The sequence below is a fragment of the Stenotrophomonas sp. ASS1 genome (assembly GCF_004346925.1).
GTDB classification, from domain to species: domain Bacteria; phylum Pseudomonadota; class Gammaproteobacteria; order Xanthomonadales; family Xanthomonadaceae; genus Stenotrophomonas; species Stenotrophomonas maltophilia_A.
The window spans coordinates 459,692-485,702 of sequence record NZ_CP031167.1; the positions used below are offsets into that span (position 1 = coordinate 459,692).

At 67.5% G+C, this 26,011-nt stretch carries 23 protein-coding genes; 15 read left to right on the top strand and 8 right to left on the bottom strand.

Annotated elements, in window-relative coordinates:
* Nucleotides 1–16 precede the first annotated feature (16 nt).
* From MG068_RS02130 to MG068_RS02155, 6 genes are all read left to right on the top strand, one after another.
* Nucleotides 17–694, top strand: a complete 678-nt coding sequence (locus tag MG068_RS02130; RefSeq protein ID WP_049398327.1) for a hypothetical protein — start codon at nucleotides 17–19, stop codon at nucleotides 692–694.
* 16 nt (nucleotides 695–710) lie between these two features.
* Entirely contained in the window at nucleotides 711–2,357 is a 1,647-nt protein-coding gene (locus MG068_RS02135) for a CsgG/HfaB family protein (protein WP_032128766.1), read from the top strand.
* Between the two features lie 415 nt (nucleotides 2,358–2,772).
* Complete coding sequence (locus tag MG068_RS02140; protein WP_132809041.1) at nucleotides 2,773–4,422, top strand: M28 family metallopeptidase; 1,650 nt, start codon at nucleotides 2,773–2,775, stop codon at nucleotides 4,420–4,422.
* Between the two features lie 212 nt (nucleotides 4,423–4,634).
* Nucleotides 4,635–5,894, top strand: coding sequence for a sensor histidine kinase (locus tag MG068_RS02145; RefSeq protein ID WP_010484138.1), 1,260 nt, complete (start codon nucleotides 4,635–4,637; stop codon nucleotides 5,892–5,894).
* On the top strand, nucleotides 5,884–6,654 hold the full coding sequence (locus MG068_RS02150) for a LytR/AlgR family response regulator transcription factor (RefSeq protein ID WP_132809043.1): 771 nt from the start codon (nucleotides 5,884–5,886) through the stop codon (nucleotides 6,652–6,654). The genes MG068_RS02145 and MG068_RS02150 overlap by 11 nt, the downstream gene beginning before the upstream one ends.
* Nucleotides 6,655–6,672: 18 nt before the next feature.
* A complete protein-coding gene (locus MG068_RS02155) occupies nucleotides 6,673–7,017 on the top strand; it encodes a hypothetical protein (protein WP_132809045.1) in 345 nt (114 codons plus the stop codon).
* A gap of 39 nt (nucleotides 7,018–7,056) precedes the next feature.
* Here the strand turns inward: MG068_RS02155 and MG068_RS02160 are convergent, their stop codons facing one another.
* Nucleotides 7,057–7,671 carry a hypothetical protein gene (locus MG068_RS02160; RefSeq protein WP_049432369.1) on the bottom strand — a complete coding sequence of 205 codons (615 nt, stop codon included), beginning with the start codon at nucleotides 7,669–7,671 and terminating at the stop codon, nucleotides 7,057–7,059.
* A gap of 309 nt (nucleotides 7,672–7,980) precedes the next feature.
* On the opposite strand from MG068_RS02160, the gene MG068_RS02165 reads away from it, so the two are divergent.
* The gene (locus tag MG068_RS02165) at nucleotides 7,981–8,910 is read left to right on the top strand and encodes an oxygenase MpaB family protein (RefSeq protein WP_132809046.1); all 930 of its coding nucleotides are present in this window, start codon (nucleotides 7,981–7,983) and stop codon (nucleotides 8,908–8,910) included.
* Between the two features lie 228 nt (nucleotides 8,911–9,138).
* Here MG068_RS02165 and MG068_RS02170 read toward each other — a convergent pair whose 3' ends face one another.
* Nucleotides 9,139–9,726: a TetR/AcrR family transcriptional regulator gene (locus MG068_RS02170; protein WP_132809048.1), complete on the bottom strand. Its 588-nt coding sequence runs from the start codon at nucleotides 9,724–9,726 to the stop codon at nucleotides 9,139–9,141.
* A 133-nt stretch (nucleotides 9,727–9,859) separates the two neighbouring features.
* Here MG068_RS02170 and MG068_RS02175 point away from each other — a divergent pair, with 133 nt between their 5' ends.
* Both MG068_RS02175 and MG068_RS02180 read left to right on the top strand, forming a co-directional pair.
* Nucleotides 9,860–11,074: an MFS transporter gene (locus tag MG068_RS02175; protein WP_132809050.1), complete on the top strand. Its 1,215-nt coding sequence runs from the start codon at nucleotides 9,860–9,862 to the stop codon at nucleotides 11,072–11,074.
* Nucleotides 11,071–12,243, top strand: a complete 1,173-nt coding sequence (locus MG068_RS02180; protein WP_132809052.1) for an MFS transporter — start codon at nucleotides 11,071–11,073, stop codon at nucleotides 12,241–12,243. Before MG068_RS02175 ends, MG068_RS02180 begins: the two co-directional genes overlap by 4 nt.
* Nucleotides 12,244–12,487: 244 nt before the next feature.
* On the opposite strand, the gene MG068_RS02185 is transcribed toward MG068_RS02180, so the two are convergent.
* Nucleotides 12,488–14,599 carry a M13 family metallopeptidase gene (locus MG068_RS02185; RefSeq protein ID WP_032128756.1) on the bottom strand — a complete coding sequence of 704 codons (2,112 nt, stop codon included), beginning with the start codon at nucleotides 14,597–14,599 and terminating at the stop codon, nucleotides 12,488–12,490.
* A 176-nt stretch (nucleotides 14,600–14,775) separates the two neighbouring features.
* Here MG068_RS02185 and MG068_RS02190 point away from each other — a divergent pair, with 176 nt between their 5' ends.
* Nucleotides 14,776–17,838: a bifunctional diguanylate cyclase/phosphodiesterase gene (locus MG068_RS02190; RefSeq protein ID WP_132811096.1), complete on the top strand. Its 3,063-nt coding sequence runs from the start codon at nucleotides 14,776–14,778 to the stop codon at nucleotides 17,836–17,838.
* Between the two features lie 95 nt (nucleotides 17,839–17,933).
* Here the strand turns inward: MG068_RS02190 and MG068_RS02195 are convergent, their stop codons facing one another.
* On the bottom strand, nucleotides 17,934–18,815 hold the full coding sequence (locus tag MG068_RS02195) for a LysR family transcriptional regulator (protein ID WP_121504790.1): 882 nt from the start codon (nucleotides 18,813–18,815) through the stop codon (nucleotides 17,934–17,936).
* Between the two features lie 96 nt (nucleotides 18,816–18,911).
* On the opposite strand from MG068_RS02195, the gene MG068_RS02200 reads away from it, so the two are divergent.
* The 4 genes from MG068_RS02200 (at nucleotide 18,912) to MG068_RS02215 (ending at nucleotide 23,184) form a co-directional block, all read left to right on the top strand.
* Nucleotides 18,912–19,322, top strand: a complete 411-nt coding sequence (locus MG068_RS02200; RefSeq protein ID WP_132809054.1) for a DoxX family protein — start codon at nucleotides 18,912–18,914, stop codon at nucleotides 19,320–19,322.
* Nucleotides 19,323–19,353: 31 nt separating this feature from the next.
* Nucleotides 19,354–20,142 carry a dioxygenase family protein gene (locus MG068_RS02205; RefSeq protein ID WP_049424806.1) on the top strand — a complete coding sequence of 263 codons (789 nt, stop codon included), beginning with the start codon at nucleotides 19,354–19,356 and terminating at the stop codon, nucleotides 20,140–20,142.
* 117 nt (nucleotides 20,143–20,259) lie between these two features.
* Entirely contained in the window at nucleotides 20,260–21,909 is a 1,650-nt protein-coding gene (locus MG068_RS02210; RefSeq protein ID WP_032128751.1) for a Na+/H+ antiporter, read from the top strand.
* 312 nt (nucleotides 21,910–22,221) lie between these two features.
* The gene (locus MG068_RS02215) at nucleotides 22,222–23,184 is read left to right on the top strand and encodes an IS110 family transposase (RefSeq protein WP_132808894.1); all 963 of its coding nucleotides are present in this window, start codon (nucleotides 22,222–22,224) and stop codon (nucleotides 23,182–23,184) included.
* A 43-nt stretch (nucleotides 23,185–23,227) separates the two neighbouring features.
* Here the strand turns inward: MG068_RS02215 and MG068_RS02220 are convergent, their stop codons facing one another.
* The gene (locus tag MG068_RS02220; RefSeq protein WP_032128750.1) at nucleotides 23,228–23,476 is read right to left on the bottom strand and encodes a DUF3297 family protein; all 249 of its coding nucleotides are present in this window, start codon (nucleotides 23,474–23,476) and stop codon (nucleotides 23,228–23,230) included.
* 90 nt (nucleotides 23,477–23,566) lie between these two features.
* Here MG068_RS02220 and MG068_RS02225 point away from each other — a divergent pair, with 90 nt between their 5' ends.
* On the top strand, nucleotides 23,567–24,109 hold the full coding sequence (locus MG068_RS02225) for a DUF6630 family protein (RefSeq protein WP_005407911.1): 543 nt from the start codon (nucleotides 23,567–23,569) through the stop codon (nucleotides 24,107–24,109).
* A gap of 39 nt (nucleotides 24,110–24,148) precedes the next feature.
* Here MG068_RS02225 and MG068_RS02230 read toward each other — a convergent pair whose 3' ends face one another.
* The 3 genes from MG068_RS02230 to motB form a co-directional block, all read right to left on the bottom strand.
* Complete coding sequence (locus MG068_RS02230) at nucleotides 24,149–24,424, bottom strand: DUF4031 domain-containing protein (RefSeq protein ID WP_132809056.1); 276 nt, start codon at nucleotides 24,422–24,424, stop codon at nucleotides 24,149–24,151.
* A gap of 13 nt (nucleotides 24,425–24,437) precedes the next feature.
* Complete coding sequence (locus MG068_RS02235; protein ID WP_132809058.1) at nucleotides 24,438–24,944, bottom strand: hypothetical protein; 507 nt, start codon at nucleotides 24,942–24,944, stop codon at nucleotides 24,438–24,440.
* A 128-nt stretch (nucleotides 24,945–25,072) separates the two neighbouring features.
* The gene (gene motB, locus MG068_RS02240; protein WP_132809060.1) at nucleotides 25,073–26,011 is read right to left on the bottom strand and encodes a flagellar motor protein MotB; all 939 of its coding nucleotides are present in this window, start codon (nucleotides 26,009–26,011) and stop codon (nucleotides 25,073–25,075) included.

The window sequence follows — 26,011 nt, forward strand, 5'->3', positions numbered from 1 at the left end:
CCAAAAGGACACTCACATGATCCGCAATACCGCTCTTGTCGTGGCCATCGCTGCCGCCACCCTGTCGATGCCGGCCCATGCTGGCCTGGGCAAGCTGAAGGACCTGGCTGGCGCCGCTACCGGCACCTCCAGCAGCAGCGCCTCCAGCGCCGCCGCTCCGGACGAAGCCGCGCAGGAAGCGCTGGTGCGTCGTTTCGTCAGCTCGCAGTCGCACTCGCTGCAGGCCCAGACCTCGTTTGCCCGCGCCTTCGGCCTGGCCGAGCAGGTGCAGCTGCTGGAAGCAGAGCGCCAGGCGCTGTCGTCGGGTTCGGTCAGCGTCGATGCGATGAAGAAGTCGGTGTCGGTCAGTGAAGCTGCGCAGGCGGCGATCAACGAGCGCCAGGCCGCACAGCCGGAACTGAACGCTGAATCCAAGCAGCACTACGCCGAAGGCCTGGTCTCGCTGCTGTCCTCGGCGGCCGAAGCACAGAAGCTGGGCGGCGAAGCCAGCAACTTCACCGCCGGCATGAAGAACCTGGGCGCGACCCAGCTGGCCACCGTCGGCCGCAAGCTGGCAGCAGGTGCATGGGTGGCCAAGGAATCGCCGGGCTTCATCCAGGGCCTGTACGGTTCGACCAAGTCGGCCGTGACCTTCGCCAAGAAGAGCAAGGTGAAGGTGCCGTCCAACGCCGATTCGATGCTCGACACGCTCTGATCCGAGGCGAATCTCCATGCGTATGACCTACCGTTTGATCGGCCTGGGCCTGGCTGCCACGCTGCTTGCAGCCTGTGGCAAGCAGGACACCCCGGCCGCCGCGCCCGCCAAGGACAAGGCAACCAGTGCACTGGCCAGCAATGCGCCAGTGGAAGCAGCGCCCCTGCGTGGCACGCCGGATTTCGGCGGCACCACCCAGGTCGCGCGCGAAGCCGACGGCATCGGCAGCACCCCGGAACTGGCGGTGCTGGCGGCATTGCAGTCGGCGGTGGCGCAGGTCAACGGCGTACGCGTGGCCAGTCAGATGCAGAGCCTGCGTGCAGGCCTGCATGTGGATGTGGATGACGAACACGTCGGCGATATCCGCGCCGACGCGTTCACCCAGCAGATGATCGCCGGCTCGCAGGGCGCGGTGCTGGGCTATGAAATCCTGTCGCAGGATGAAGTGCGGCAGCTGGACGAGGAAACCATCGCCCGCGTGCGCGCCAGCGACGAAGGCTGGAGCTTCAAGGGCTCGGCGTCGGCCAGTGCCTCCGGCGAAGCATCGGCCAAGAGCGGTTCGGCCTCGGCCAGCGTCAGGGAAAGCTACGACGAGAAGGTCAACGTCGATGCCAAGCGTGGCGCCAGTTCGTTCGATTCCGACGTGACCCATCGCAGCATGCGCAGCTACTGGAAGGTGCGCGTGCGCGCACAGATTGCCCAGTACCGCGCGCCGGACGAGCAGGGCAAGCCGAAGATCGTGGTTGCACTGCCGCGCACCAAGGCCGGCAGCTATGCCGTGGGCGACGGCCGCGTGGACGCGGACGAAGTGGCCGATGCGATCCGCGCACGGCTGTCCGACACGCTGACCCAGACCCAGCGCTTCATCGTGCTGGACCGCGAATTCGGCGACGAACTGCAGGCCGAGATCGACCACATCAACAGTGGCAACGTGCGCCTGCAGGACACCGCACGCGTGGGCCAGCAGCTGGCGACCGACCTGATCCTGATCCCGACCATCGAACGCTTCGAGTACCCGCGCAGCGTGCGCAACCTGCGCATGTCCGACCGCCAGGTGACCTCGTACTCCGGTGGCGGCCGCATTACCCTGCGCCTGATCAACGCCACCACCGGCCAGGTGGTGATGTCCGACAGCTTCGATCACCAGCTGGCCTCGACCGGCCCGAGCACCCTGCCGCGCGTGGTCAACGGCCGCAACATGGCCGCGGCGATGATGGAATCGCTGTCCGGCCAGATCGGCACCACCATCGTCACCACGCTGTTCCCGGTGTCGGTGGTTTCGGTGGACGGTGACCAGGTGGTGCTGAGCCAGGGCGGTGACACCGTGCAGGCCGGCCAGCGCTGGCAGGCCGTGCGCCTGGGCGAAGAACTGAAGGACCCGCAGACCGGCCGCTCGCTGGGCCGCAGCGAACACCCGTGCTGCACCATCCGCATCGACCGCGTGGCCGCACAGACCTCCTACGGCACCATCGAAGACGGCGTTGACGCCATGCGCGGCGGCTTCCGTCCGGGCCAGATTGAACTGCGCCAGAAGCTGGGCAGCAAGCCGGCTGCTGCCGCTGCCGGCGCAACGGCCTCGGCTGCACCGGCCGCCGCCGCGCGCCCGGCGGCCAAGCCGAAGCCCAAGCCCGCTGCCGCCCCGGCCGAAGACCCGAACTGGTAACACGCCAAGGCAGCACACAGATGGGGTCAGAGCCCTTTCCCACCGGGAAAGGGAACTGACCCCTTCTTGTTTCCGTCCGTGTCGACCAAGGTCGACCCCTACCAACAGCGGCGTGTCGACCAAGGTCGACACCTACCAACAGCGGCGTGCCGACCAAGGTCGACACCCACCAACAGCAGCGGGAACCTGTCGAAGGCGGGGTGGGTCCGGTTGCGGGGGTGTAAGCGCCATGGATGGCGCGCCCAAGCCTCCAGGGACGGATTCACGGCGTCCCCCGCAACCGGACCCACCCCGCCTACCCTCAGGAACCCAGCTTTTGCTGTTGCTTCGGCCGTTGTCGTTGTTTCTGCGGGTGCAGGGCGCAGCCCTGCCGAACCCCTTACACTCCAGAAGGATTTCCCTGCTGGAGAGAGCAATGAAACGAGTGGTACTGGGCGTGCTGGCCCTGTCGGTATCGAGCGCACTGATGGCGGCCACCCCGAAATTCGATGGCGCGCGGATCTCCGCCGACGTCAAGGAACTGGCCTCCGACGCCTACGAAGGCCGCTCCCCGGCCACCGCCGGCGAAGAGAAGACCATCGCCTTCCTCAGCAAGCAGTTCGCCGACGCCGGCCTGCAGCCGGGCGGTGACCTCAAGGATGGCAAGCGCCTGTGGACCCAGGCCGTGCCGCTGCGCAAGGGCGACATCGTCGGCGTACCGCAGCTGGCGCTGCACCAGGGCGGCAAGACCGTTGCGCTGGAGCAGGGCAAGCAGATCGCCGTGCGCGCTGCCATGAACGGCGCCAGCAACGTCGACATCAGCAAGGCCCCGCTGGTGTTCCTCGGCTACGGCGTGAAGGCACCGGAGCGCAACTGGGACGACTTCAAGGGCGTGGACCTGAAGGGCAAGATCGCCGTCGTGCTGATCAACGACCCGGACTTCGAAACCGGCCAGGGCGATTTCGACGGCAAGGGCATGACCTACTACGGCCGTTGGACCTACAAGTACGAAGAAGGCGCCCGCCAGGGCGCGCTGGGCGTGCTGATCGTGCACGAGACCGCACCGGCGTCGTACGGCTGGGCCACCGTGGCCGGTTCCAACACCAACACTATGTTCGATGTGGTGCGCGACAACCCGGCCGACAGCCACCCGCTGCTGGAAGGCTGGATCCAGCGCGACCTGGCCGTGGAGCTGTTCCGCTCGGCCGGCCAGGACTTCGAGGCGCTGAAGAAGAAGGCGCAGCAGCGCGACTTCACCCCGGTGCCGCTGACCGGCGCCAGCCTGGACGCGAAGTACGCGGTGAAGACCGAAGTGATCACCTCGCACAACGTGGCCGCACGCCTGGAGGGCAGCAGCCACCCGGACGAGACCATCGTCTACAGCGCGCACTGGGACCACATCGGCGTGGGCGAGCCCGACGCACGTGGCGACCGGATCTTCAATGGCGCTCTGGACAACGCCAGTGGCACCGCATCGCTGATCGAACTGGCCCGTGGCTTCGCCAAGGCCAAGCGCCCGCAGCGTTCGCTGCTGTTCCTGGCGGTCACCGCCGAGGAAAAGGGCCTGCTGGGTTCGGAGTACTACGCCACCCATCCGCTGTATCCGCTGGAAAAGACCGTGGCGGTGATCAACATGGATGGCATGGCGCCGTTCGGGCCGTCGCGTGATTTCGGCATCTACGGTGCCGCGCGCTTCGAGCTGCTGGACCAGCTGAAGGACGTGGCCAAGGGCTGGGATATCCGCTACACCCCGGACCCGAAGCCGGAAGCCGGCCTGTTCTTCCGCTCCGATCACTTCCCGTTCGCCAAGCGTGGCGTTCCGGCACTGTCGTGGTCGGCCGGCCAGGACTGGGTGGACGGTGGGGTGGCCGCAGGCAAGAAGGCCTCCGAGGACTACACCGCCAAGCGCTACCACCAGCAGGGCGACGAGTGGCAGCCGGACTGGGTGTTCGCCGGTGCCGCCCGCGACCTGGAAGTGCTGTACACGCTGGGCAACCAGCTGGCCAACTCGCGCAGCTGGCCGAACTGGAGCAAGGACGAATCGTTCCGCGCCGTGCGTGACGCCAGCGCCGACCAGCGCAAGTAAGGGAATGCGCCGGGCTTGCCCGGCGCCTCCCGGGTAGTGCCGGCCGCTGGCCGGCAACCTTGTGATGCTTGTGGAGGTCATGGGGAGCCGGCCAGCGGCCGGCTCTACCAGAATGGCTTCCATCCCCGCTTTCCGGCCCTTCGTCGCAACCCGCTTGTTTGCCCGGCGGGCCGCCCTATGCTCGGCTCACCCCCTTCCTCCAAGGCGCCGCCGTGTTCGCCAGCCTCTCTCTCCTGCTTCGTCACCTGCTGGCCTGGGCTGCGGCGCTGTTCGTCGCCGGCATGGTCTGGAGCGGCATCTTCAGCGGCATGAACGATGGCCCCGGCTGGATCTTCGGCCTGCTGGCGATGTTCCTGATGATTTCCGCGCTGGGCAGCGCGATTACCCATGTACGCCGCGTCTGGCTGGTCGCCGGCCGGCTGGATTCGACCACGCTCTCCGGCCGCCAGCGCCGCCAGGTGGAACTGCCGATGGATGCCGGCCAGGCATTCTCGGTGGTGGAAGCGGCCATCGCTGAGCTGCCGCGCGTTGAAGACGTGGAAAGTTCGGCCGGCAGCCTGCAGGTGCGGGCCTACGTGCGCCGCGTGGATGCCTGGAACGGCCGCCAGCCATCGCGCTGGAACCTGCCGGCACGGCTGGCGATCAAGCGCAACAGCGTGCTGGCGACGGTCACGCCGGGGCAGGGCACCAGTACCGTCACCCTGTTGTTTGAGCCGGATGCCGGCTGGTGGGCCGACCTGCTGGCACTGGATGAGGGCAGCAACTTCGAGAACGCCGAAGCGGTCACCCGCGCGATCAGCCGCCGTGTTGCCGACCAGCGTCGCGACGAGCAGGCCGCGGCCGAGCAGACCCAGGTGGAAAAGGAGCTGTCGGTGGCCCGGTTGAACCTGCTGCACGCGCAGGTGGAACCGCACTTCCTCTACAACACGCTGGCCAACGCGCAGGTGCTGACCCGCACCGACCCGGCACGTGCCGACCAGATGCTGGGCCACCTGATCCAGTACCTGCGCAGCTCGTTGCCACAGGTGGACGAATCGCTGTCCACGCTGGGCGTGGAGCTGGAGCGTACCCGTGCCTACCTGGAGATCCTGCGTATCCGCATGGGCGCACGGCTGGGGGTGGAGGTGCAGGTACCGAACGAACTGCACGGCGTGCAGCTGCCGGCGATGGCGCTGCAGACGCTGGTGGAGAACGCGATCAAGCATGGCCTGGAACCGAAGCCCGGCGGTGGCACGATCTGGATCCTGGCGCGTGGCTTCGATGACCATGTAACGGTGACGGTGGCCGACGATGGCCTCGGCTTCGGCCAGGGCACCAGCGGTACCGGCATCGGCCTGAAGAACCTGCGCGAGCGCCTGCGCCTGACCTGCGGCGAGCAGGCCGGCGTGGCGATCGTCGCCAACTTCCCCAGCGGCGTGGCCGCGACCATGACCCTGCCGCAGTCGAGCAAGGAGCGCAGCCATGCCGCTTGAGGCGCTCATTGCCGAAGACGAGGAACTGCTGCGGCAGTCACTGGTCGAGCAGCTGGGCCGGTTGTGGCCGGACCTGAAGCTGGTGGCCGAGTGCGAGGATGGCGCCAGTGCGCTGGAACAGCTGGCCGAGAAACAGCCGGACATCGCCTTCCTCGATATCCGCATGCCCGGCATCAGTGGCATTGAAGTGGCCCGTTCGCTGTCCGAACTGAGCCCGCGCACCCAGGTGGTGTTCGTTACCGCCTACGACCAGTACGCCATCGACGCGTTCGAGCAGGGTGCGATGGACTACCTGCTGAAGCCGGTCAGCGATGAGCGCCTGCTGGCCACGCGCGAACGCATCCTGTCGCGGCTGCCATCAACGCGCCAGGACGATGCCGTACTCGAACGCCTGCTTCAGCGCCTGGGGCCGTCGCAGAGGGCGGCAGAGCGCCCGCCCTTGGCCTGGATCACCGCCAGCAACGGCCGCGAGACGCAGCTGATCATGCTGGAAGACGTGGCCTACTTCCGTGCTGACAACAAGTACACCACCGTGATGACCGCGGCCGGTGAGAGCCTGCTGCGCACACCGTTGCGCGAGCTGCTGGAAGTGCTCGATCCGCAGCACTTCCGCCAGATCCATCGCTCGACCATCGTCAACATGAAGGCGGTGGCAGCGGTCAGCCGCGACGATACCGGGCGCGGGATGCTGCGCCTGCGTGGGCGTACGGAGACGCTGGTGGTCAGCCAACCGTTCATGAGCCTGTTCCGCGGCATGTAGCCGCACCCTGGAGGCACCATGCGCCTGTTCCTGTTTGCCTGCGTTGCTGCGCTGTCATTGGCCGGCTGCGAGAAGTCCAGCGAAACCTCGATCACCCGTACCAATGCCAACGGCGTGGACACGCTGTACAGCAAACGCACCGTGGTCGATGGCGAGGCGCGGTTCCAGTGCATTGCCAGCAGCAGTGGCGCCTGCCACTACCTGGTGCTTGATCCGGCCTGCAGCCCCGACGCCGCGTGTGCCACGCCGCCGCTGCGCCGGTTCGCGGTGGCGGTGGGAAAGACGGAGGCCATGCGTGGCCTGCCCAACGGCTTCCGCCAGTGCGTCAGCCAGGACCCGATAGAACAATGCCACCGTGAGTGATCACGGTGGCATTGTGGGTCCCCCCGCTTCCCTGAAGGGTCAGTAGGCAGGTTGCAGTGTCAGGTCGTGGTGGTGCTCGTTCTCACCCACATGGTTCAGGCGGCCGACCAGTTCTGAGTGCTGCTTCATGCGCCCGATCTCGGTCATGATGCGGATGTCCTCATGGCGCAGCTCGCGCTTGGCGGTGACGGCCTGCTTGTAGTCCAGCACTTCCGGGTAGTGCTCGGCCAGGTCCAGTGCCTCAGCCACGTGCTCGACGCTGTCGGCCTTGGAGCTGATGCGGGCGCGGCTGTTGAAGGCCTTCATCCAACGCTCGAAACCGGCGGTGCGGTCGAACATGTTGGCCATGAACCAGATCACGAACAGGATCGAGATCCATGAGCCGAACACCACGACCACGCGGGTGAAGGTGATGTGGTAATCGTCGCGCCACAGGTAGTTGGTGATCAGCCCGAGGATCAGCAGCGAGGCCGCCTGCCAGCCGACGATCGAGGCGATCAGCCATTGGCACTTGGCCTGGGCCAGCACAGCCACTTCATCGCGGATCTGCTGCTCGCTGAGGCTGCGCCAGTGCGCGACCTGTTTTTCGAACGGGCTGCTGTAGAGCTCGTTGTCGCGAAGCAGTAGTCCCAAACCCTTGAACAAAGCAATCATGGCTGGCTCCTTGTGGAACGTGCGTCGATCAGCGTTGGACGGTGTGGCGGGTTCAGTTCTAGCACTTCCAGCGAGCCGTGCAATGGGCGCAATGCCTAGCGGCGTAAGGGTTTTGTCTGAATGGGTGAATGTTGTTGCATTGCAACATCATGGTCGCAGCCTGCGACAGGATGTCGCAGGGTGAAACGTGCTGCGGCTGCACATGAAACCGTGGCTGAGCGCGGAGACTCGCCGTCGGCGTCGTGATCGCCCAGAATCGGGGCCGACCGCGCAACCTGCGGCCGCTCTTCCGCCTTTCCTGGACCTGTGATGCCGGCTCTGCTGCAGCGACTCTCCCGCCCCGTCACCGCGCCTATCCGGCGCTGGGTACTGGAGGCCTTTCCGCGTGGCCAGAGCGGCATCGATTACGACCACCCGCTGGGAGACCCGGGCTGGTTCGGCCCGGACAGCGTCACCTGGCGGCTGCACGCCGAGTTCCCCTCGATGCTGGCCGGAGGCCTGTGTGCGCTGATGCTGCAGACCCTGCACCCGCGCGCGCTGGCCGGCGTCTACGACCACTCCAATTTCCGCCAGGACCTGGTGGGACGCCTGCGCCGCACCACCGCCTTCGTTGCCGGCACCAGCTATGCGCCCAGCGGCGAGGTGGAGGCGCTGGTGGCCAAGGTACGCCGCATCCATGCGCAGATCCGCGGCCAGACCGTGCAGGGGGAGCCCTATGCGGCGGACGATCCGCAGCTGCTGACGTGGGTGCACGTGACCGAGGCGTTTGGCTTCCTGCAAGGCTTCCGCCGCTACGGGCGCGAGGTGCCGGCGCACATCGCCGATCGCTACTACGACGAGTACCGCTGCGTGGCCGAGGCACTGGGTGCGGTGGATGTGCCGCGCAGTGAAGCGGAAGTGGCCGCGTACTTCTGCGCGCGGCAGCCGGAACTGCGCGTCGACGAACGCTCGCGCGAAGTGCTGGAGGTGTTGTCCGGCGTGCGCCTGCCGGTACCGGTGCCGGGCCTGTCGCGCGAAGTGTTCCTCGGCGCCGGTGCCGCGCTGCTGCCGGACTGGGCCGAAGGCATGCTCGAGCGCAATGGCCGCCAACGGGCGCAGGCGGCCGCGTCGGCGAAATTGATGCGGGGCATGGCGCCGCTGTTCCGCCGCGCACTGCCCGATGGCCTGGCCAGCCGCGCCTGCACGCGCGTGGGCGTGCCGGTGGATGTGCTGCGCGAGTGGCCGACCGTTCCCTGGTAGGTGCCAACCTTGGTTGGCACGCATTTCGCGCAGTGCCGCAGAAGCGCCAACCAAGGTTGGCCTCTACCAGAGCGGATTCCGCAGTAAGTGGATCTACTGACACCATGGTTCTGGTAGCTGCCGACCTTGGTCGGCACGCATTTCGCGCGGTGCCGCAGAAGCGCCAACCAAGGTTGGCCTCTACCAGAGCGGATTCCGCAGTAGATCCACGCCATGCGTGGATGGGCGTTACCCGGCCGACTTCAACCCACGCAACAGCATCTCCAGCGCCGCCGTCGCCTGCTGCAGGCGCGCGTCGCCATCCTCGCCCTCGGCGATCCAGAACGCGGCCTCGGCCAGGCTGCCGTAGATCAGCGACGCCAGCGCCTGCGCGTCCACCGGCGCCACCACGCCCTGCGCCACCAGATGTTCGATCAGGTGCTGCATCGAGTGCACGCAGTGGCGCTGCGATTCCGGTGAGGCGCCACCCAGTACCGCGCGCGCATCGCGCAGCACGATGCGCTGGATTTCCGGCTCCAGTGCCATCTCCAGATAGGCGCGGCAACGCTGCACGAAGCCGTCCCAGGCATCATCCGCGCCATCGCTGATCGCCTGCAGACGCAGGTCGGTCTCGGCATCGAGCTGGGTGACGACAGCCGCCAGCAGACCCTTCTTGTCGCCGAAGTGGTGGTACAGCGCGCCGCGGGTCAGCCCGGCCTGGGCGGTCAGGTCGTCCATCGAGGTGGCGGCATAGCCATGCGCGCTGAACACCCGGCGGGCGGTGGCCAGCAGGGTGGCGCGGGTTTCTTCCATCTCGGCGCGGGTGCGACGAACCATCCGGAGCTCCTTACATACACAGTGCATGATTATTTACATACGGTACGTATGAATGTAGCCTCTTATTCATACGCTCTGTATGTATTGTCGTGGCGCCCGGTGCGCCAGGCAAGTCACTGCCCTGGAGAACCTGATGGCCACCCCCTATCGCGACCTGTTCGCTGCCCCCGGCACCGCCGGCCTCGCTCTGGCCGGGCTGCTGGCACGCCTTCCTCTACCGATGACCGGTATCGGCATCATCACCCTGCTGTCCCAGCTGCGCGGCAGCTATGCACTGGCCGGTGCGGTGTCGGCCACCTTCGTGCTGACCTACGCGTTGCTGTCGCCGCAGGTATCGCGCTGGGTCGACCGGCGCGGGCAGGGCAGGGTGCTGCCGTGGGCCACCGCGGCCAGTGCGGCCGGGTTGCTGTTGCTGCTTGCGTGCACGCTGCTGGCCGCGCCGGACTGGACGCTGTTCATTGCGGCGATGCTGGCCGGTTGCATGCCCAGCGTGTCGGCGATGGTGCGCGCGCGCTGGACCGCGATCCATCGCGGGCGCCCGCAGCTGCAGACCGCGTATTCGCTGGAGACCGTGTTCGACGAGGTGACCTTCATCGCCGGGCCACCGTTGTCCGTCGGGTTGTCGGTGGCGGTATGGCCGCAGGCCGGCGTGCTGGCCGCCGCCCTGCTGCTGGTGCTCGGGGTGACCGCACTGGTTCTGCAACGCGGTACCGAACCACCGCTGCAGCACTGCGAAGGCGCAACACCCTCGCGCTCGCTGCTGCGGCAAGCGGAGATCCGCATGCTGGCGTTGCTGATGCTGGCGATGGGTGTGATTGTCGGTACCGTCGACATCACCAGCGTGGCCTTCGCCGAACAGCGCGGGCAGCCACTGGCTGCCAGTTGGGTGCTGTCGGCCTATGCGCTGGGCAGCTGCGCGGCGGGCCTGCTGTTTGGTGCGCTGAAGCTGCAGATCCCGTTGCCGCGCCTGTTGCTGACCGGAGCAGCGGCCACTGCATTGGCCACGCTACCGCTGCTGTGGGTCGGCAGCCTGCCTGCCCTGGCCGTTGCCGTGTTGCTGGCCGGGGTGTTCTTCGCGCCGACGATGATCGTGGCGATGTCGCTGGTCGAACAGTACGTGCCCGAATCGCGCCTGACCGAAGGCATGACCTGGTTGCTGGCCGGATTGAACATCGGCGTGGCGCTGGGCGCGGCACTGTCCGGGCAGGGTGTTGATGCGGGGGGCGTGCGCAGCGGTTTTGCTGTTGCGCTGGTGGCAGGCGGTGGCGTGCTGCTGTTCGCCGTGCTCGCGCACCGTGCACTGCGCCCGTCCGCCTCGACCACATCCCCTGAAGGAATCGTCCCGTGAGCGCTTCATCGCCTGCGCACGCCGCGCCTGTGCCTCGTCATCCGTGGTGGGCGGTTTCCGCCGTCGGCCTCGCCACGTTCTCGGTGGTCACCACCGAAATGCTGCCGGTCGGCCTGCTGACCCCGATCGCCGAAGATCTCGGCGCGTCCACCGGCACCGCCGGCCTGATGATCTCGCTGCCGGCCCTGCTGGCGGCAGTATTCGCACCGCAGGTGGTGATCGCAGCCGGTGGCATCGATCGCCGTCGCATCCTGTGCGCGCTGCTTGCGCTCCTGCTGGTCGCCAACCTCGCGTCGGCGCTGGCACCGGGCATCGGCTGGCTGCTGGCCGCGCGCGTACTGGTGGGGTTCTGCATGGGCGGGATCTGGGCCATCGCCGGCGGTCTGGCCGCGCGCCTGGTGCCGGCCCACCGCATCGGCCTCGCCACCTCGATCATCTTCGGCGGCGTGGCCGCGGCATCGGTGCTGGGCGTGCCACTGGGCGCGCTGATCGGCGATGCACTGGGCTGGCGCTGCGCGTTCGCGGCGATGGCGCTGTTCAGCGCGGCGGTGATGCTGCTGCATCTGCGCGTGGTTCCGGCGTTGCCGGTCAGCACATCGGTGCAGGCGCGGCAGTTCGTGCAGCAGCTCGGTCATCGCGGCCTGCAGCGAGGACTCTGGCTGACCCTGCTGCTGGTGGCAGGGCACTTCATCGCGTTCACCTATGTGCGGCCGCTGCTGACGTCCGTCTCGGGCGTGGAGGCGTCGTGGATCGGTGCACTGCTGTTTGCCTACGGCCTGGCCGGCATCGCCGGCAACTTCATTGCCGGGCCGCTGGCAGCGCGCCATCCGCGCGGTACGTTGCTGGCGATCGCATCGGGCCTGCTGCTGACGCCGCTGCTGTTGCTGTGGCTGGGGGGCACGCCGAGCGGTGGCATTGCGGTGCTGCTGCTATGGGGCCTGGCCTATGGCGGCGTATCGGTGGGCATGATGAGCTGGATGATGAAAGCGGTGCCGCAGGCCGTGGAGATCGCCACCGCCCTGTATGTGGGCGTGTTCAACATCGGTATCGCGCTCGGCGCGTGGGGCGGGGGACGGCTGCTGGATGGTGTCGGGCCATACGCCACGCTTTGGGCTGCTGCGGTGTTGGCTGCGAGCGCTCTGCTGATGGTTGCCACCACCCGCAGGTAGATCCACGCCATGCGTGGATTCCCACGCCCGTGCCAACCAAGGTTGGCACCCACCAGAGCGGGGCATGTGCCAACCAAGGTTGGCACCCACCAGAGCGGGGCATGTGCCGGCCAAGGTTGGCACCCACCAGAGCGGGGCATGTGCCGACCAAGGTCGGCAGCTACCAGAGCGGGGCATGTGCCGACCAGGGTCGGCAGCTACCGGGAAATGAAACGGGCGCCTTGCGGCGCCCGTTCCGGCTACATCACCACACCTTGACCCGCTTGTCCGGGGCCAGGTACAGCTTCTGGCCTTCCTTCACTTCGAACGCCGGGTACCAGGCGTCGATGTTGCGCACGGTGAGTGCGCGGAACTGGCCCGGTGCATGCACATCAGTCAGCAGCGAGTTGCGCAGCGCCTGCTCGCGGCTCTTGCTGCGCCACGCCTGGGCGAAGCCGAGGAAGAAACGCTGGTCGGGGGTGAAGCCTTCCAGGGTCTGGCCCGGCTTGCCCTGCAGCGACAGCTGGTAGGCATCGTAGGCGGTACCCAGGCCAGCCACGTCGGCGATGTTCTCGCCCAGGGTCAGCTTGCCGTTCACATGCACGCCCGGGAACGGCTCGTAGCTGCTGAACTGTGCGGCCAGCGCATCACCAGCGGCGTTGAACTGCTTCAGGTCTTCAGCGGTCCACCAGTTGTGCAGCTTGCCGGTCTCGTCGAACAGCGCACCGGCGTTGTCGAAGCCGTGGCTGATCTCGTGGCCGATCACTGCGCCGATGGCGCCGTAGTTCACCGCGTCGTCGGCAGCACCGTCGAAGAACGGCGGCTGCAGGATCGCGGCCGGGAACACCAGGCGGTTCTCCAGCGGCACGTTCATCGCGTTGATGGTCTGCGGCAGCATCGCCCACTCGCTGTGGTCGACCGCCTTGCCCAGCTTGGCGATGTTGCGCTGGTACTCGAACAGTTCGGCGCGCTGCGCATTGCCCAGCGCGTCATCACGGCGGATCTCCAGGCCGGTGTAATCACGCCACTTTTCCGGGTAACCCATGCCCACGGTCAGGCCGGCCACCTTGGCCTTGGCGCTGGCCTTGGTCTGCGGCGACATCCACGCGAGCGCGTCGATGCGCTTGGCGAAGGCGGCGATGATGTTCTTTGCCATCTCGTCCGCGCGTTCCTTGGTCTTGGCGTCGAAGTGCTTCTCGACGTAACGCTTGCCGATCGCTTCGCCGATGGCATGGTTGGCGTCGTCTACTGCACGCTTCCAGCGGTCGCTCTGCTGCGGCGTGCCGCTCAGCGTGGTGCCGTGGAAGGCGAAGCGGGCATCAGCGAATTTCTTCGGCAGGTAGGCAGCGGCGCGGTCCAGCGCGTGGAAGGCCAGGTAATCCTTCCAGACATCCAGCGGCTCGGTGGCGACCAGCTTGGACAGGCCGGCCACGGCCTTGGGCTGCCAGACGATGAAGTCCTGCTGCTTGCCCAGCGCGGCCGCGTCGAGGAAGGCGTTCCAGTCCATGCCCGGCGCCTTGGCATTGAAGTCGGCCTGGGTCCAGGGATTGGCACCCTTGGTCACATCATTGGTTTCTTCCTGGGTGGCGTGCGCCTGCGCGATCTTCGTCTCCAGCGCGAGGATGCGCTGCGCCTTGCCCGCCGGATCGGCGACACCGGCCAACTGCAGCATCTGTGCGATGTAGGCCTGGTACTGCTTGCGCAGCTCGGCCATGCGGCCGCCGCCCAGGTAGAAGTCACGGTCGGGCATGCCCAGGCCGCCCTGCACCAGGTAGGGCGCGTTGCGGTCCGGCTGCAGCAGGTCCACCGACACCCACAGGCCGAACAGGCGGTCGGTGTAGAAGTTGGTCGCATTGAGCAGGTCGACATCGGCACGCACGTCGCCGCCGAGGGCACGGGCCAGCCCGGCCTTGTCGGCGATCGCATCGATGGCCTTCAGCTGCGGCTGCACCGGCGCGATGCCGTGCTGCTCGATGCCGGCTTCGTCCATGTAGGCGGCGTAGTAGTCGCCGATCAGCTTGTCATCACCGCTGGCCTGGGTGTTGCCGGCGGCGCCTTCGAGAATGGCGCGGGTGTCGGCCAGGGTCTTCTCGGCGATGACGTTGAAGCTGCCGAAGCGCGAGCGGTCGGCCGGGATCTCGGTGTTCTTCACCCAGGTGCCGTTGGCGAAGCCGAAGAAATCATCGCCGGCGTTGATGCTGCGGTCCATGCCGCTGGCATCGAAGCCGAAGCTGCCCAGCATCGGCTTGGCGGCCGCAGGTGCGGCATCGGCAGGCGCGGCGGTGCCGGCAGCCGGATCGGCCGGGCGATCGCAGGCGGCCAGGGACAGGCTGGCAACGATGGCCAGTGCCAGGGTGGGACGGCGCAGCTTGGACATGGACTTCTCTTGCAGCGGAAAACCCCAAGTCTAATCTGCTCCGCCCCGGCTGGCCCTCCCGTAGTGCCGCCCGCCCTGTGCGGGATCTGGCTGAACGCGCAGAAGCGATCTTCACGCCGTCACCGGTGTGGTGCATGCTGGCCTCAGGAGCCCTGCGCGGACACGGGGAGGTGGCCATGCGGGGGCGGGTCAGGCGTCAAGAATGGCGCCCGCCGGCCGTTGAGGTCGGGGATGTGGAGGATTCGTTCGCGCATGAAGCCAGCCGACTGCACAAGGAAGACCAACCGATGCCCGCGCTGAAACGGGCGTTGGCCCGGCCGCTGCGCGCCATTACCTGGGGCGGGGTGTTGCTGGGCATTCTGCTGGTGGCCGGGTTGACCACCATGCTGGCCAACGACCATCACCGCCGGCTGGAGGCCGCACAGCGCCAGAGCCGTGCACTGGCGGTGGGCAGCGAGCGCCTGCTGGCGCTGGAGCTGCGCAACCTGGAGCGGGCGATGTCCGGCATCGCCGCCGATGCCGTTGAAGTGTTCCGCAGCGTGCCCGCGCAGGCGCCGGCGCTGCTTGATGCCTCCATCGGCGGCGTGCTGCGCCGGCATGCCGAGCTGCACAGCATCGTGGTGCTGGACAGCTATGGCCGCGCCCTGACGGCCGGCAAAGGTGACCTGAACCTGCCGCTGTGGACCGATCCGCAGCGCCGCGGCCTGGGCAGTTCGCTGTACATCGGCCCGCCGCTGCGCGCCAGCGACGGTGGCTGGGTGGTGCCGCTCGCGCTGCCGATGGCCGGTGACCGCTGGTTGCTGGCGCGGCTGCGCTGCGGCGAACTGCAGCGCATCATCGGCGGCCTCGATGTTGGCCCGAACGGGCTGGTGTCGATCAGCGATGCGGAAGGCTACATGCTGGCCCGCGTACCGGACCCGCACGGTACGGTCGGCCGTCGCTACGATCTCCCGCATCGCGACCTGCTCGGCAAGCAGGCCGTGGTCGAGTTGGGCAGCCTGCCGGGCGCGGTCGATGGTGTGCAGCGCATCATCACCATCAGCACGCTGGAGCGCAGCCCGCTGGCGGTGCAGGTCGGGTTGGCCGATGAGGACGTGCTGGCGCCATGGTGGCCCTACCTGCAGGCGTCAGTAGCGATCGTGCTGGCCTACGTCGGGGTGCTGCTGGTCCTGCTGTACGCGGTGCGCCGCAGCACCCGCCGCCAGCAGTCGATGGCGGAGGAACTGAAGACCGGGCATGCCGAGCTGCGCCTGGCCCACCAGGTCGGGCGCGTCTGCACCTGGTACGTGGACGAGGATGCCGCACTGTTGCGCTGGTCACCGCTGGCGCGTGAGATCTTCGGCGTGCAGACCGATGCGCTGCCGGTGGCCGATTTCTTCGCGCGCGTGCATCGTGATGATGCAGCGCGCCTGCAGCAGGCCTTCGACCAGGCCTTCGCCGGTGGCGCGGTGCTCGACCAGGTGTTCCGCCTGGTACTGCCCGGAGGCGCAGTGCGCTGGGTGGGCGCACGCGGGCAGCGGGTGGAGGTGGCCGACAGCGAGCGCCGCATGATCGGTGCCCTGACCGACCTGAGCGAACGCTACCAGGCCCGCGAGCAGATGAGCGAAGTGGAACGCCGCTTCCGCCTGTTGTTCGACCGCAATCCAGCACCGTTCTGGGTGTTCGATCCGGATACGCTGCGCTTCATCGAGGTCAACGATGCCGCCGTGCGCCAGTACGGCTACAGCCGCGAGGAATTCCTGGCGATGAGCATCCTCGACATCCGCCCGCGCGAAGGCTGGGACGAGGTGAAGGGTGCGATCGCCAAGGCCCGTGTCGGCGAGCTGCAGGATGCCACCGTGCGCCTGCACCGGCGCAAGGACGGCAGTGTGTTCGAAGTGCGCGCACACCTGTCCAAGCTCGATTTCGATGGCCAGCCCGCCTGCCTGGTGCTGGCCGAGGATGTGAGCGAACGGCTGGCTTACGAGCGCGACCTGGCCTACCAGGCGCGGCACAACCCGGCCACCGGCCTGCTCAACGTGCGTGCGTTGACCGAACAGCTGGACGAGCAGCAGGAGGGCTACACCATCGCCTTCGTGCAGTTGCGAGGGCTGCAGCTGGTGGCCGACACGCTGGGCCGCGAGATCGGCGATGCGGTGCTGCAGTCGATGGCGACCCGGCTCGGTGGCCTGGGCGCGCGCTGCGGCACGCTGGCATTCCAGCCGGCGGAGGACTTCGTGTTCGCCATCGGTGCCGAGCACGATACCCAGCGCGTGCTGGACGACCTGCTGCAGATCGTGTCGGCACCGATGCGCGGCAAGGATTCGCTGCACCAGTTCGAGCCGCGCATCGGCGTGGCCGTGCATGTGCCGGGTGATGGCCACTCGGCCGAGCAGGTGATCGGCATGGCTGCACAGGCCGCGCATGCCGCGCGCGCCGAAGGCAACGTGGTGGTCTGGTTCGACGCGGCGGTGACCACGCGGCTGGCCGACCGCCTGCGCCTGGCCGGACGCATCCACGCCGCCATCGACAACGAGTTCCAGCTGTATTTCCAGCCGATCCGGCACGCCAGCGATGGCAGTCCGGCCGCGCTGGAGGCTCTGCTGCGCTGGCCGCAGGCCGATGGCAGCTTCATCCCGCCCAACGAGTTCATCCAGCTGTGTGAGGACACCGGGCTGATCCTGGCACTGGGGCGCTGGGTGATCCGTGCGGCGGCGAAGGCGCAGCGCCGGCTGGTCGAGGCCGGTTGGGGCGAGCTGCCGATCGCGGTCAATGTATCGGCGGTGCAGTTCTTCAACAGCGATCTGGTGGCCGAGTTCACCCGCGCGCAGCAGGAGTTCGGCCTGGCCCGCGGCGCGCTGCACGTGGAGCTGACCGAGAGCAGCCTGATGCGCAAGCCGGCGCAGGCGATGCAGACCATGCAGCGGCTGCACGAGCAGGGCATCAGTGTGTCGCTGGATGACTTCGGTACCGGCTATTCCAGCATGTCCTACCTGCAGCACCTGCCGCTGGACATCCTGAAGATCGACCGCAGCTTCGTCGCCGACGTGGAAACCAACCCACGCAATGCCTCGATCTGCCGCGCGCTGTTGTCGCTGGGCCACAGCATGGGCCTGACCATCATCGCCGAGGGCGTGGAAACGCCGGGGCAGCTGGACTGGCTGGCTGCGCACGGCTGCGACCAGGTGCAGGGTTACCTGCTTGGGCGACCGGCGCCGCTGGAACGGATCATCGAGGCGCTGGATGAGGTTGCCGCCTAAGTGGTAGTGCCGTCCGCTGGCCGGCATTCGCCCAGGACCGGGATGTGTCTGATTGCCGGCCAGCGGCCGGCACTACCGGCAAGCGCCAGATTCGGCTACACCCCGGCCTCCACCAGATGGTCGATGAAACTGCGCACCTTCGGTGCCAGATGGCTGCGGCTGGTATACACCGCGAAGATGCCGATCGGCGAGGCCTCCCATTCGGGCAGGATGCGCACCAGGCGACCATCGGCCAGCGCGTCTTCCAGCAGGAAATCGGGCTGCAGGATCACGCCCATGCCGGCGATTGCTGCTTCGCGCAGCACGTCGCCGTTGTTGGCGTGCAGCAGGCTGCTCACCGCCACCTTCACTTCGCCGCCCGGCCCCTGCAGCGGCCAATGGTCGCCGGCGGCCCAGTAGCTGTAGCTCAGGCAGGCGTGGGCCTGCAGCTCCTGCGGCGTCTGTGGCGTACCGCGTGCGGACAGGTAGGCCGGCGCGGCGCACAGGCTCACCCGCGATTCGCCCAGACGTCGCGCGATCAACGTCGGCCCCGGCTCGCGGGTGATGCGAATGGCGACGTCGTAGCCTTCCTCGACCATGTCCACCAGCCGGTCGGACAGGGCCAGGTCCAGTTCCACCTGCGGGAAGCGTTCGCGGTAGCTGGCCAGCAGCGGGCCGAGGCGGGCGATGCCCCAGCTGACCGGTGCGTTGATGCGCAGCGTGCCGGAGGGCTCCAGCGCCTGCGCGCCGATGCTGGCCTCCAGCGCGTCGAACTCGGCCAGCAGGCGCACGCACTGGGCGTAGTAGGCGGCACCGGCACTGGTCGGGCTGACCCGGCGCGTGGTGCGGTGGAGCAGGCGGGTGGACAGGCGCTTTTCCAGCGCGGCGACCTGGCGGGTGACGCCGGCAGTGGACATGTCCAGGGCCTGGGCGGCGGCACTGAAGCCGTTGCGCTCGACCACCGCCACGAACACGCGCATCGCCTCGAGGGTGTCCATTGTTGCGCCTTTTGAAATAAATACGGTCAATCCATCGTATTTATTGGTCCACGAAGGCGCAATAACCTGTGCCCACTCCCTTCAAGGTGTTTCCCCATGCACACCACGACCGCTCCTGTTTCGCCGCTGGCCCCGTACGGCGCCACCCTGCTGCGCCTGGCCCTGGGCGTGCTGTTCCTGGTCCATGCGCTGACCAAGCTGCTGGTATTCACCCCGGCCGGCACGGCGGCGTTCTTCGAGTCGCTGGGCCTGCCCGGCGTGCTCGGCTACCTCACCATCGGCGTCGAGCTGGTGATCACCGTCGCGCTCCTGCTGGGCATCTACGCGCGCTGGGTGGGCCTGGTCGGCGTGCCGCTGCTGCTGGGCACCATCATCACCGTGCATGGTGCCAACGGCTTCGGTTTCGCCAATGCCGGCGGCGGCTGGGAATACCCGGCGTTCTGGGCACTGGCGCTGGTAGTGCTGTTCCTGGTCGGCGACGGCAAGTGGACCCTGCGTTCGCGCTGATCGCCGCCTGACCCTGCAACTGGAGAATTCCATGTCCCGCCTGCCTTCGCTGTACATCTCGCATGGTTCGCCGATGACCGCCCTGCATCCGGGCCAGGTTGGCGTGCGCCTGGCCGAGCTGGCGCGCGACCTGCCGACGCCGCGCGCCATCGTGATGGCCTCGGCGCACTGGCTGGGCCGGCAGCCGCTGGTCGGCGCGCATCCGCAGCCACCGACCATCCATGACTTCGGCGGCTTCCCGCGCGCGCTGTTTGAACTGCAGTACCCGGCGCCGGGCGATCCGGCGCTGGCCGAAGAGGTGGCCGGCCGCATCGCCGCCGCTGGCCTGCCGGTGGCACTCGACCCGCAGCGTGGCCTCGACCACGGTGCCTGGGTGCCGCTGCGGCTGCTGCGCCCGCAGGCCGACATCCCGGTGGTGCCGGTGTCGATCCAGCCGATGCTCGGCCCCGAGCACCAGTTCGCGCTCGGCCGCGCGCTGGCGCCGCTGCGCGAGCAGGGCGTGCTGCTGGTCGGCTCGGGCAGCATCACCCACAACCTGCACGACTGGGGCGACTACCAGGACGGCAAGGAAGCGCCGTACGTGCGGCCCTTCATCGAGTGGGTGGAGCAGCGCCTGGCCGCCGACGACCGCCAGGCCCTGCTCGATTACCGCCGGCAGGCGCCGTTCGCCGAACGTGCGCACCCGACCGACGAGCACCTGCTGCCGCTGTTCTTCGCGATGGGCGCGGCCGGCGAGGGCGGCTTCGGTGCACGCCGCATCGACGCCGGTATCGATGCTGGCTTCCTCGCCATGGATCTGTACCGCTTCGACGGGGCATGAGCCGGGGCTGACGCGCGGCGGCCCCGGCCGTCGCGGTCATGGCCGCATGTGGTAGTTTTTTCCGGGTTTCCGGCGCTGGCTTGCGAGCCTCCCCGCGCGCCGCTTCCTGGAAGAAGCATGCATACCATTGAAGTCGTCCTGGCGATGCTGGTGGCCGTTGTCGCCAGCGGCTACCTGGTTCGTGTCCTGCCGTTCTCGTTGCCGCTGCCGCTGGTGCAGATCGGCCTGGGTGCGGTCATCGCCGGCGTGTTCAACCGCGGCCACGCGCTGGAGCCGGAAGTGTTCTTCCTGCTGTTCCTGCCGCCGCTGCTGTTCCTGGATGGCTGGCGTATTCCCAAACAGGGCCTGTTCCGCGACAAGGGCGCGATCCTCGAGCTGGCGTTCGGCCTGGTGGTGTTCACCGTCATCGGCGCCGGCTTCCTCATCCACTGGCTGATTCCAGTGATGCCACTGGCGGTGTGCTTCGCGCTGGCGGCCATCGTGTCGCCGACCGACCCGGTGGCGGTCGGGGCCATCGCTTCCAAGGCGCCGATTCCCAAGCGCCTGATGCACATCCTTGAGGGCGAGTCGCTGCTGAACGATGCCTCGGGCCTGGTCTGCTTCCGCTTCGCGGTGGCGGCAGTGATGACCGGCACCTTCTCGCTGGCCACGGCCTCGCTGACCTTCGTATGGGTGGCGGTGGCCGGCCTTGCTGTGGGCGTGGCAGTGACGCTGGGTGTGTCCACCTTCCAGCGCTGGCTGTGGCGTCGCTTCGGCGAAGAGCCGGGCGCGGCGATGCTGGTCAACCTGCTCATTCCGTTCGCGGCCTACCTGCTGGCCGAAGAGATCCATGCCTCGGGCATCCTCGCCGCGGTCGCCGCCGGTATCGCGATGAGCTATGTCGAGCTGACCGGCCGCGTCTCCGGCAGCATGCGCGTGCAGCGCGCCGGGGTCTGGAACATGCTGCAGTTCAGCTTCAACGGCATCATGTTCGTGCTGCTGGGCGAGCAGCTGCCGGGCATCGTCGAACGCGCCACCACCACCATGAACGAGACCGGCCACCAGAGTGCGTGGTGGCTGCTGGTGTATGTGGTGGTGATCAATCTGGCACTGGTCGTGCTGCGCCTGCTGTGGGTGTGGCTGTCGCTGCGCTGGAACCTGCTGCGCGCGCGTCGTCGCGGCCTGGAGCGGGGCGAGGCGCCGAACTGGCGCATCGTGGTGGCGACCTCGGTGGCCGGCGTGCGCGGTGCGATTACCCTGGCCGGCGTGTTGACCCTGCCGCTGTTCCTGCCCGACGGCAGTGCGTTCCCGGCGCGTGACCTGGTGATCTTCCTGGCCGCGTCGGTGATCCTGTTCTCGCTGCTGGGCGCCAGCATCGCGCTGCCGCGGCTGTTGAAAGGCCTGCAGCTGCCGTCCGATTCGGGTGAGCGCAAGGAAGAGGATCTGGCACGCCGGCTGTCGTCGAAGGCGGCGCTGGCCGGGGTCGAGCGCATGCGCCAGCAGATGGTGATGAACCAGAACACCGAGAACGTGCAGCTGTACAACGACGCCGCCTCGCGGGTCAGCCTGCTGTACCAGCGCCACCTGGAGAAGGACAGCGACGGGCCCGACGTGGACCCGGAGAAGGTGCGGCGCATGGAACTGGGCTACCGCCAGCTGCGCAGCGCCGGCCTGAATGCCGAGCGCGAGGAACTGTTCCGGCTGACCCGGCGCGGGGTGATCTCCGATGAGATCTCGCGGCGCCTGATCCGCAACCTGGACCTGCTGGAATCGCGCAAGCGCGAGTGACCCTGCCCCGAAACGTAGAGTCGAGCTTGCTCGACTGCTCTTGCCCCAGGCGTCATGAACCCGGAACGGAAAGCAGTCGAGCATGGCTTGTATGTTCCTCCCGGCTCCTACGCGGTATGTAGGAGCCAGGGTGGAGGGACCGTCAAGCATGCATCTGCGGATACTAGCCGACAGACGAGTCGAGCGATCCCCATCCCGCACACGAACGTCGATAAAGGATCGTACGGCCCCCAAAGGGGATCGTCGATGTAGGCAAGCTAACGTCGGTGCGGTACCACCCCAGCCCCTTAAAGATAGCTGGGAGCCGTACAAATGTCTGATTCTCTCGATATTGGCGTGGACGTGGACTCCAAGGAGTTCGTACCGGCAGTGGCCGACCGCAAGGCCGGCGACAGGATCGCCAACACCCGGGCCGGCATAGCCCAGTGGCTCAACACCTTGCCCCAGCGATGCCGGATTGGCATGGAGGCGACGGGGCGGTACTACGAGTTGTTGGCTCGGATGGCTGGCCAGGCAGGCCACGTTGTCTATGTGATCAATCCACGTCTGATCAAGCACTACGGCCGGGCGACGGGCTCGCGTGGCAAGACGGACGCCATGGACGCCGAAGCGATCGCCCGATACGTGAAGAAGGAGAACGATCGCCTGCGTGAATACGTACCGCGTACCGATGAGCAGCAGCAGATGCACGATTTGCTGCGCAAGCGGCAGACGCTGGTAAAGACACGCGCGCGCCTGGAGCAATCCTTCGGGGTAAGCAAAAGTGCCCCCGGGGAGCTGTCAGATCTGTTCTGCGCTCTGGCTGGGACGCTGTCCGAGCTGGAAAGCGAACTGCAGCGCTTGGGTCGCGATGGAGAGCATGGCACGCTCTACAAGCGCCTGTTGACCATCCCTGGTATCGGCCCCGCTGTCGCCGCTCACCTGATCTACTACATGACGCGCTGGCCGTTGGCCAACGCCAACGCGTGGATCGCCTGCACCGGCCTGGATCCCCGGCCCAACGAGTCTGGCGGAAGAACGGGACGGCGTCGGCTGTCCAAACAGGGCGCGCCAGTGCTGCGCCAGATGCTCTACATGGCCGCCATGGGGCTCAAGCGGTGTCGCCGGGGGCAACCGCTCTACGACGAGCTGTCAAAACGCGGTCACCCCAGCACCGCCGTCTTCAACATCCTGGCCAGAAAGCTGGCCAGGATCGCCTGGGGTGTCTTCAAAAGCGGCCGGGACTTCGATCCGGCCATGCTGAAGGTGGGTCAAGCCTGCTTCCAGCAGGCTTGACCACGAACATAGGATCTCGACTCTACCGATCCGACGGCGCGGGTTATTCCGGCTTCTGGTCCAGGAAATACGCCTCGACCTTGCCCTTGACCTTGATGGTCATCGGGTTGCCGCGGCGGTCGCGGGCCTTGCCGGCCTGCACGCGGATCCAGCCTTCGCTGACCGAGTATTCCTCGACGTTGTCGCGCTCGACGTCGTTGAAACGCACGCCAACGCCGCGCTCCAGCGCCTGCGCATCATGGAAGGGGCTGGCCGGGTTGATCGCCAGGTGGTCGGGAGGGGTATCGCTCATCGCTTCATTCACAGTGACGGCCACCAAGGCCGGCTTCAGCGGCACAGGATAAACCGTAGAATGCCGGCCTGCCCCAGAGGAAGTTCCGCCATGCCCGACAACAGCGACTATTTCGACTTCGAGGAAGACATCCACGACTTCGACGAAGACGGCTTCGAGGCGCGGGTCTGGAACCTGCTGGTACTGATCAACCCGGGCGACGAAGAGCTGGCCCTGCAGCAGTTCAACCGCTGGCGCGAGCACCTGGCCGAGGACGGGCAGCCGCTGGAAGCGGACAGCGACTGGCTGCCAGCGCTGTTCACGGCCATTGCCTGGCAGTCCGGTTTCGAGGTGGAACGAGATGACCTGGAATCGCTGCAGTCGGCGGTGAACGAGCTGTCGGCGCGCTTCAACCTGCAGCTGGACTGGGGCGGCGACCTGGACGACGAGGACTTCGCCGAAGACCTGGACGGCGTGCAGCTGATGTCCACCGCATTCGACCGCCTGCGCGAGCACAATTACACGCTGTGGAGCGTGGATGCCGGCAGCGACGGCTTCACCGGCGTGATGGCGCTGACCCGCGACGACGACGCGATGCTGGCGCTGTGCTCGCTGCTGAACGTGGAAATCCGGCTGGGCAGCGACCCGTTCTGAGATTGATCGGTAGCGCCGGGCCATGCCCGGCGCTCCCATCTACGGCCGGTACTGCGCCCTGGCGTTGGCGATCACCGCTTTGACCAGCGCGCGGTCGGTGTGCCTTGAGATCGCCCGCGCACCGAGCGCGATCGCCTGCGTACGCAGTTCGGCGGTGACGTCGTAGTGGGCGCCGCTGGCCTTGTTCTGGAAGGCCCGCAGGGGAATGCCGAGCTGCGCCGCCATCGCGTGCAGCTCGGCCAGGGTGTCGGCCATCAGGTGCGCCCAGCGCTGTCCGCGCCAGGGATGCACCGCGTCATCGACGTAGACCGTCACCGCCGCGGCCGGTTCAGGCCTGCGGCTTGCTGTCGCTGTCAGCGGCCGGAGCGGCCGGAGCGGCCGGAGCGGCCTCGGCAGCGGCTTCTTCGGCCACGTCGCCCTCGGCGGCTTCGCCTTCCTCGCCCTCAGCAGCGTCGACGCCTTCGAACTCGGCGACCAGCTTGTCCAGGTACTCGTCGGCGGTCTGCTCGGATTCGGCGGCCAGGGTGTCCAGCAGCTTCTGCAGCAGTTCGGAGTACTCCAGGTTGACCTTGCGGCCTTCCTTCTCCTGCACGTTGGCCAGGTGCTTGAGCATGGCCAGCATCGGCACCGGGTTCTCGGCGTTGCCCATGGTCTGGCCGCCGATGGCCAGCAGCCACTCACGGCCCTGCAGGCCGATGGCCGCGACCACCTGGCCGTCTTCGTTGGTCAGCACGGCATGGTTCTGCACCTGCTGCTGGGCGTTCAGGCGGAGGAACGGGCGCTTGGCCTGCTGCTTCTTGCGCTTGTCGCGCTTGGCCTTGGAGTTCTGGGACATGGGGTGGAGTCACCTGGAAACGGAAAGACCGCCATTGTAGCGGGTGCGCCGGGTCATGCCCCTGGTGGGTGCGGACCTTGGTCCGCACGCTTTTCCCGGATGTGCGGACCAAGGTCCGCACCTACCGTTTACTTTGCCGGACCCTGCGCGGTCTGCACGTCCGGGTCGGCGGCGGGGGCCGACAGCCCCACCTGCGGGCCGGCACCGGCCAGGGCGGCTGCTTCGGCGGCCTGGGTCATCACCACGATGCTGATGCGGCGGTTGATCGGATTCTGCGGGTCGGCCTTGTCGAACAGCACCGACGAAGACAGGCCGACCACGCGGGTGATCTTGCTGTCCTCCAGGCCGCCGTCCACCAGTGCGCGCCGTGCGGCGTTGGCACGATCGGCGCTCAGTTCCCAGTTGCCGTAGCCGCGCGCGGCCGAATAGGCGGTGATGTCGGTGTGGCCGGTCAGGCTGATCCGGTTCGGCACGTGGTTCAGGTAGTTGGCCAACTCGTGCAGGATCTGCTGCGTGTACGGCTTCAGCGTGGCGCTGCCGAGGTCGAACATCGGCCGGTTCTGCTTGTCCACGATCTGGATGCGCAGGCCTTCCGGGGTCAGATCCAGCAGCAGCTGGTCCTTGAACGGCTCCAGCGCCTGGCTCTTGCTGATCGCCTCCTGCAGTTCCTTCATCAGCGCTTCCAGCTGCTGCTTGTCGCGCTGCTGCTGGTCCACCGGCTGCGGCACCGCTTCCTTCTGGTTCTGGAAGGGATCGTTGCTGCTGCCCCGCGAGATGTCGGTGGCACCACCGAGCTTGATCATCGAGGTGCTGGCGCCACCCGGGCCGGCCATGCCGGGCGCCGGCGTGGCGTTCTGCCCGCTCAGCGGGCTGGGGTTGCGGAAGTACTCGGAAATGGCCGCACGGTCGTTCTTGTTGGTGGTGGCCATCAGCCACAACACCAGGAAGAACGCCATCATCGCGGTCACGAAGTCGGCATACGCCACCTTCCACGAACCGCCATGATGGGCGGCGTGGCCGGCCTTCTTGACCCGACGGACGATGACGGTGGGCTTGGTCTCGGCCAT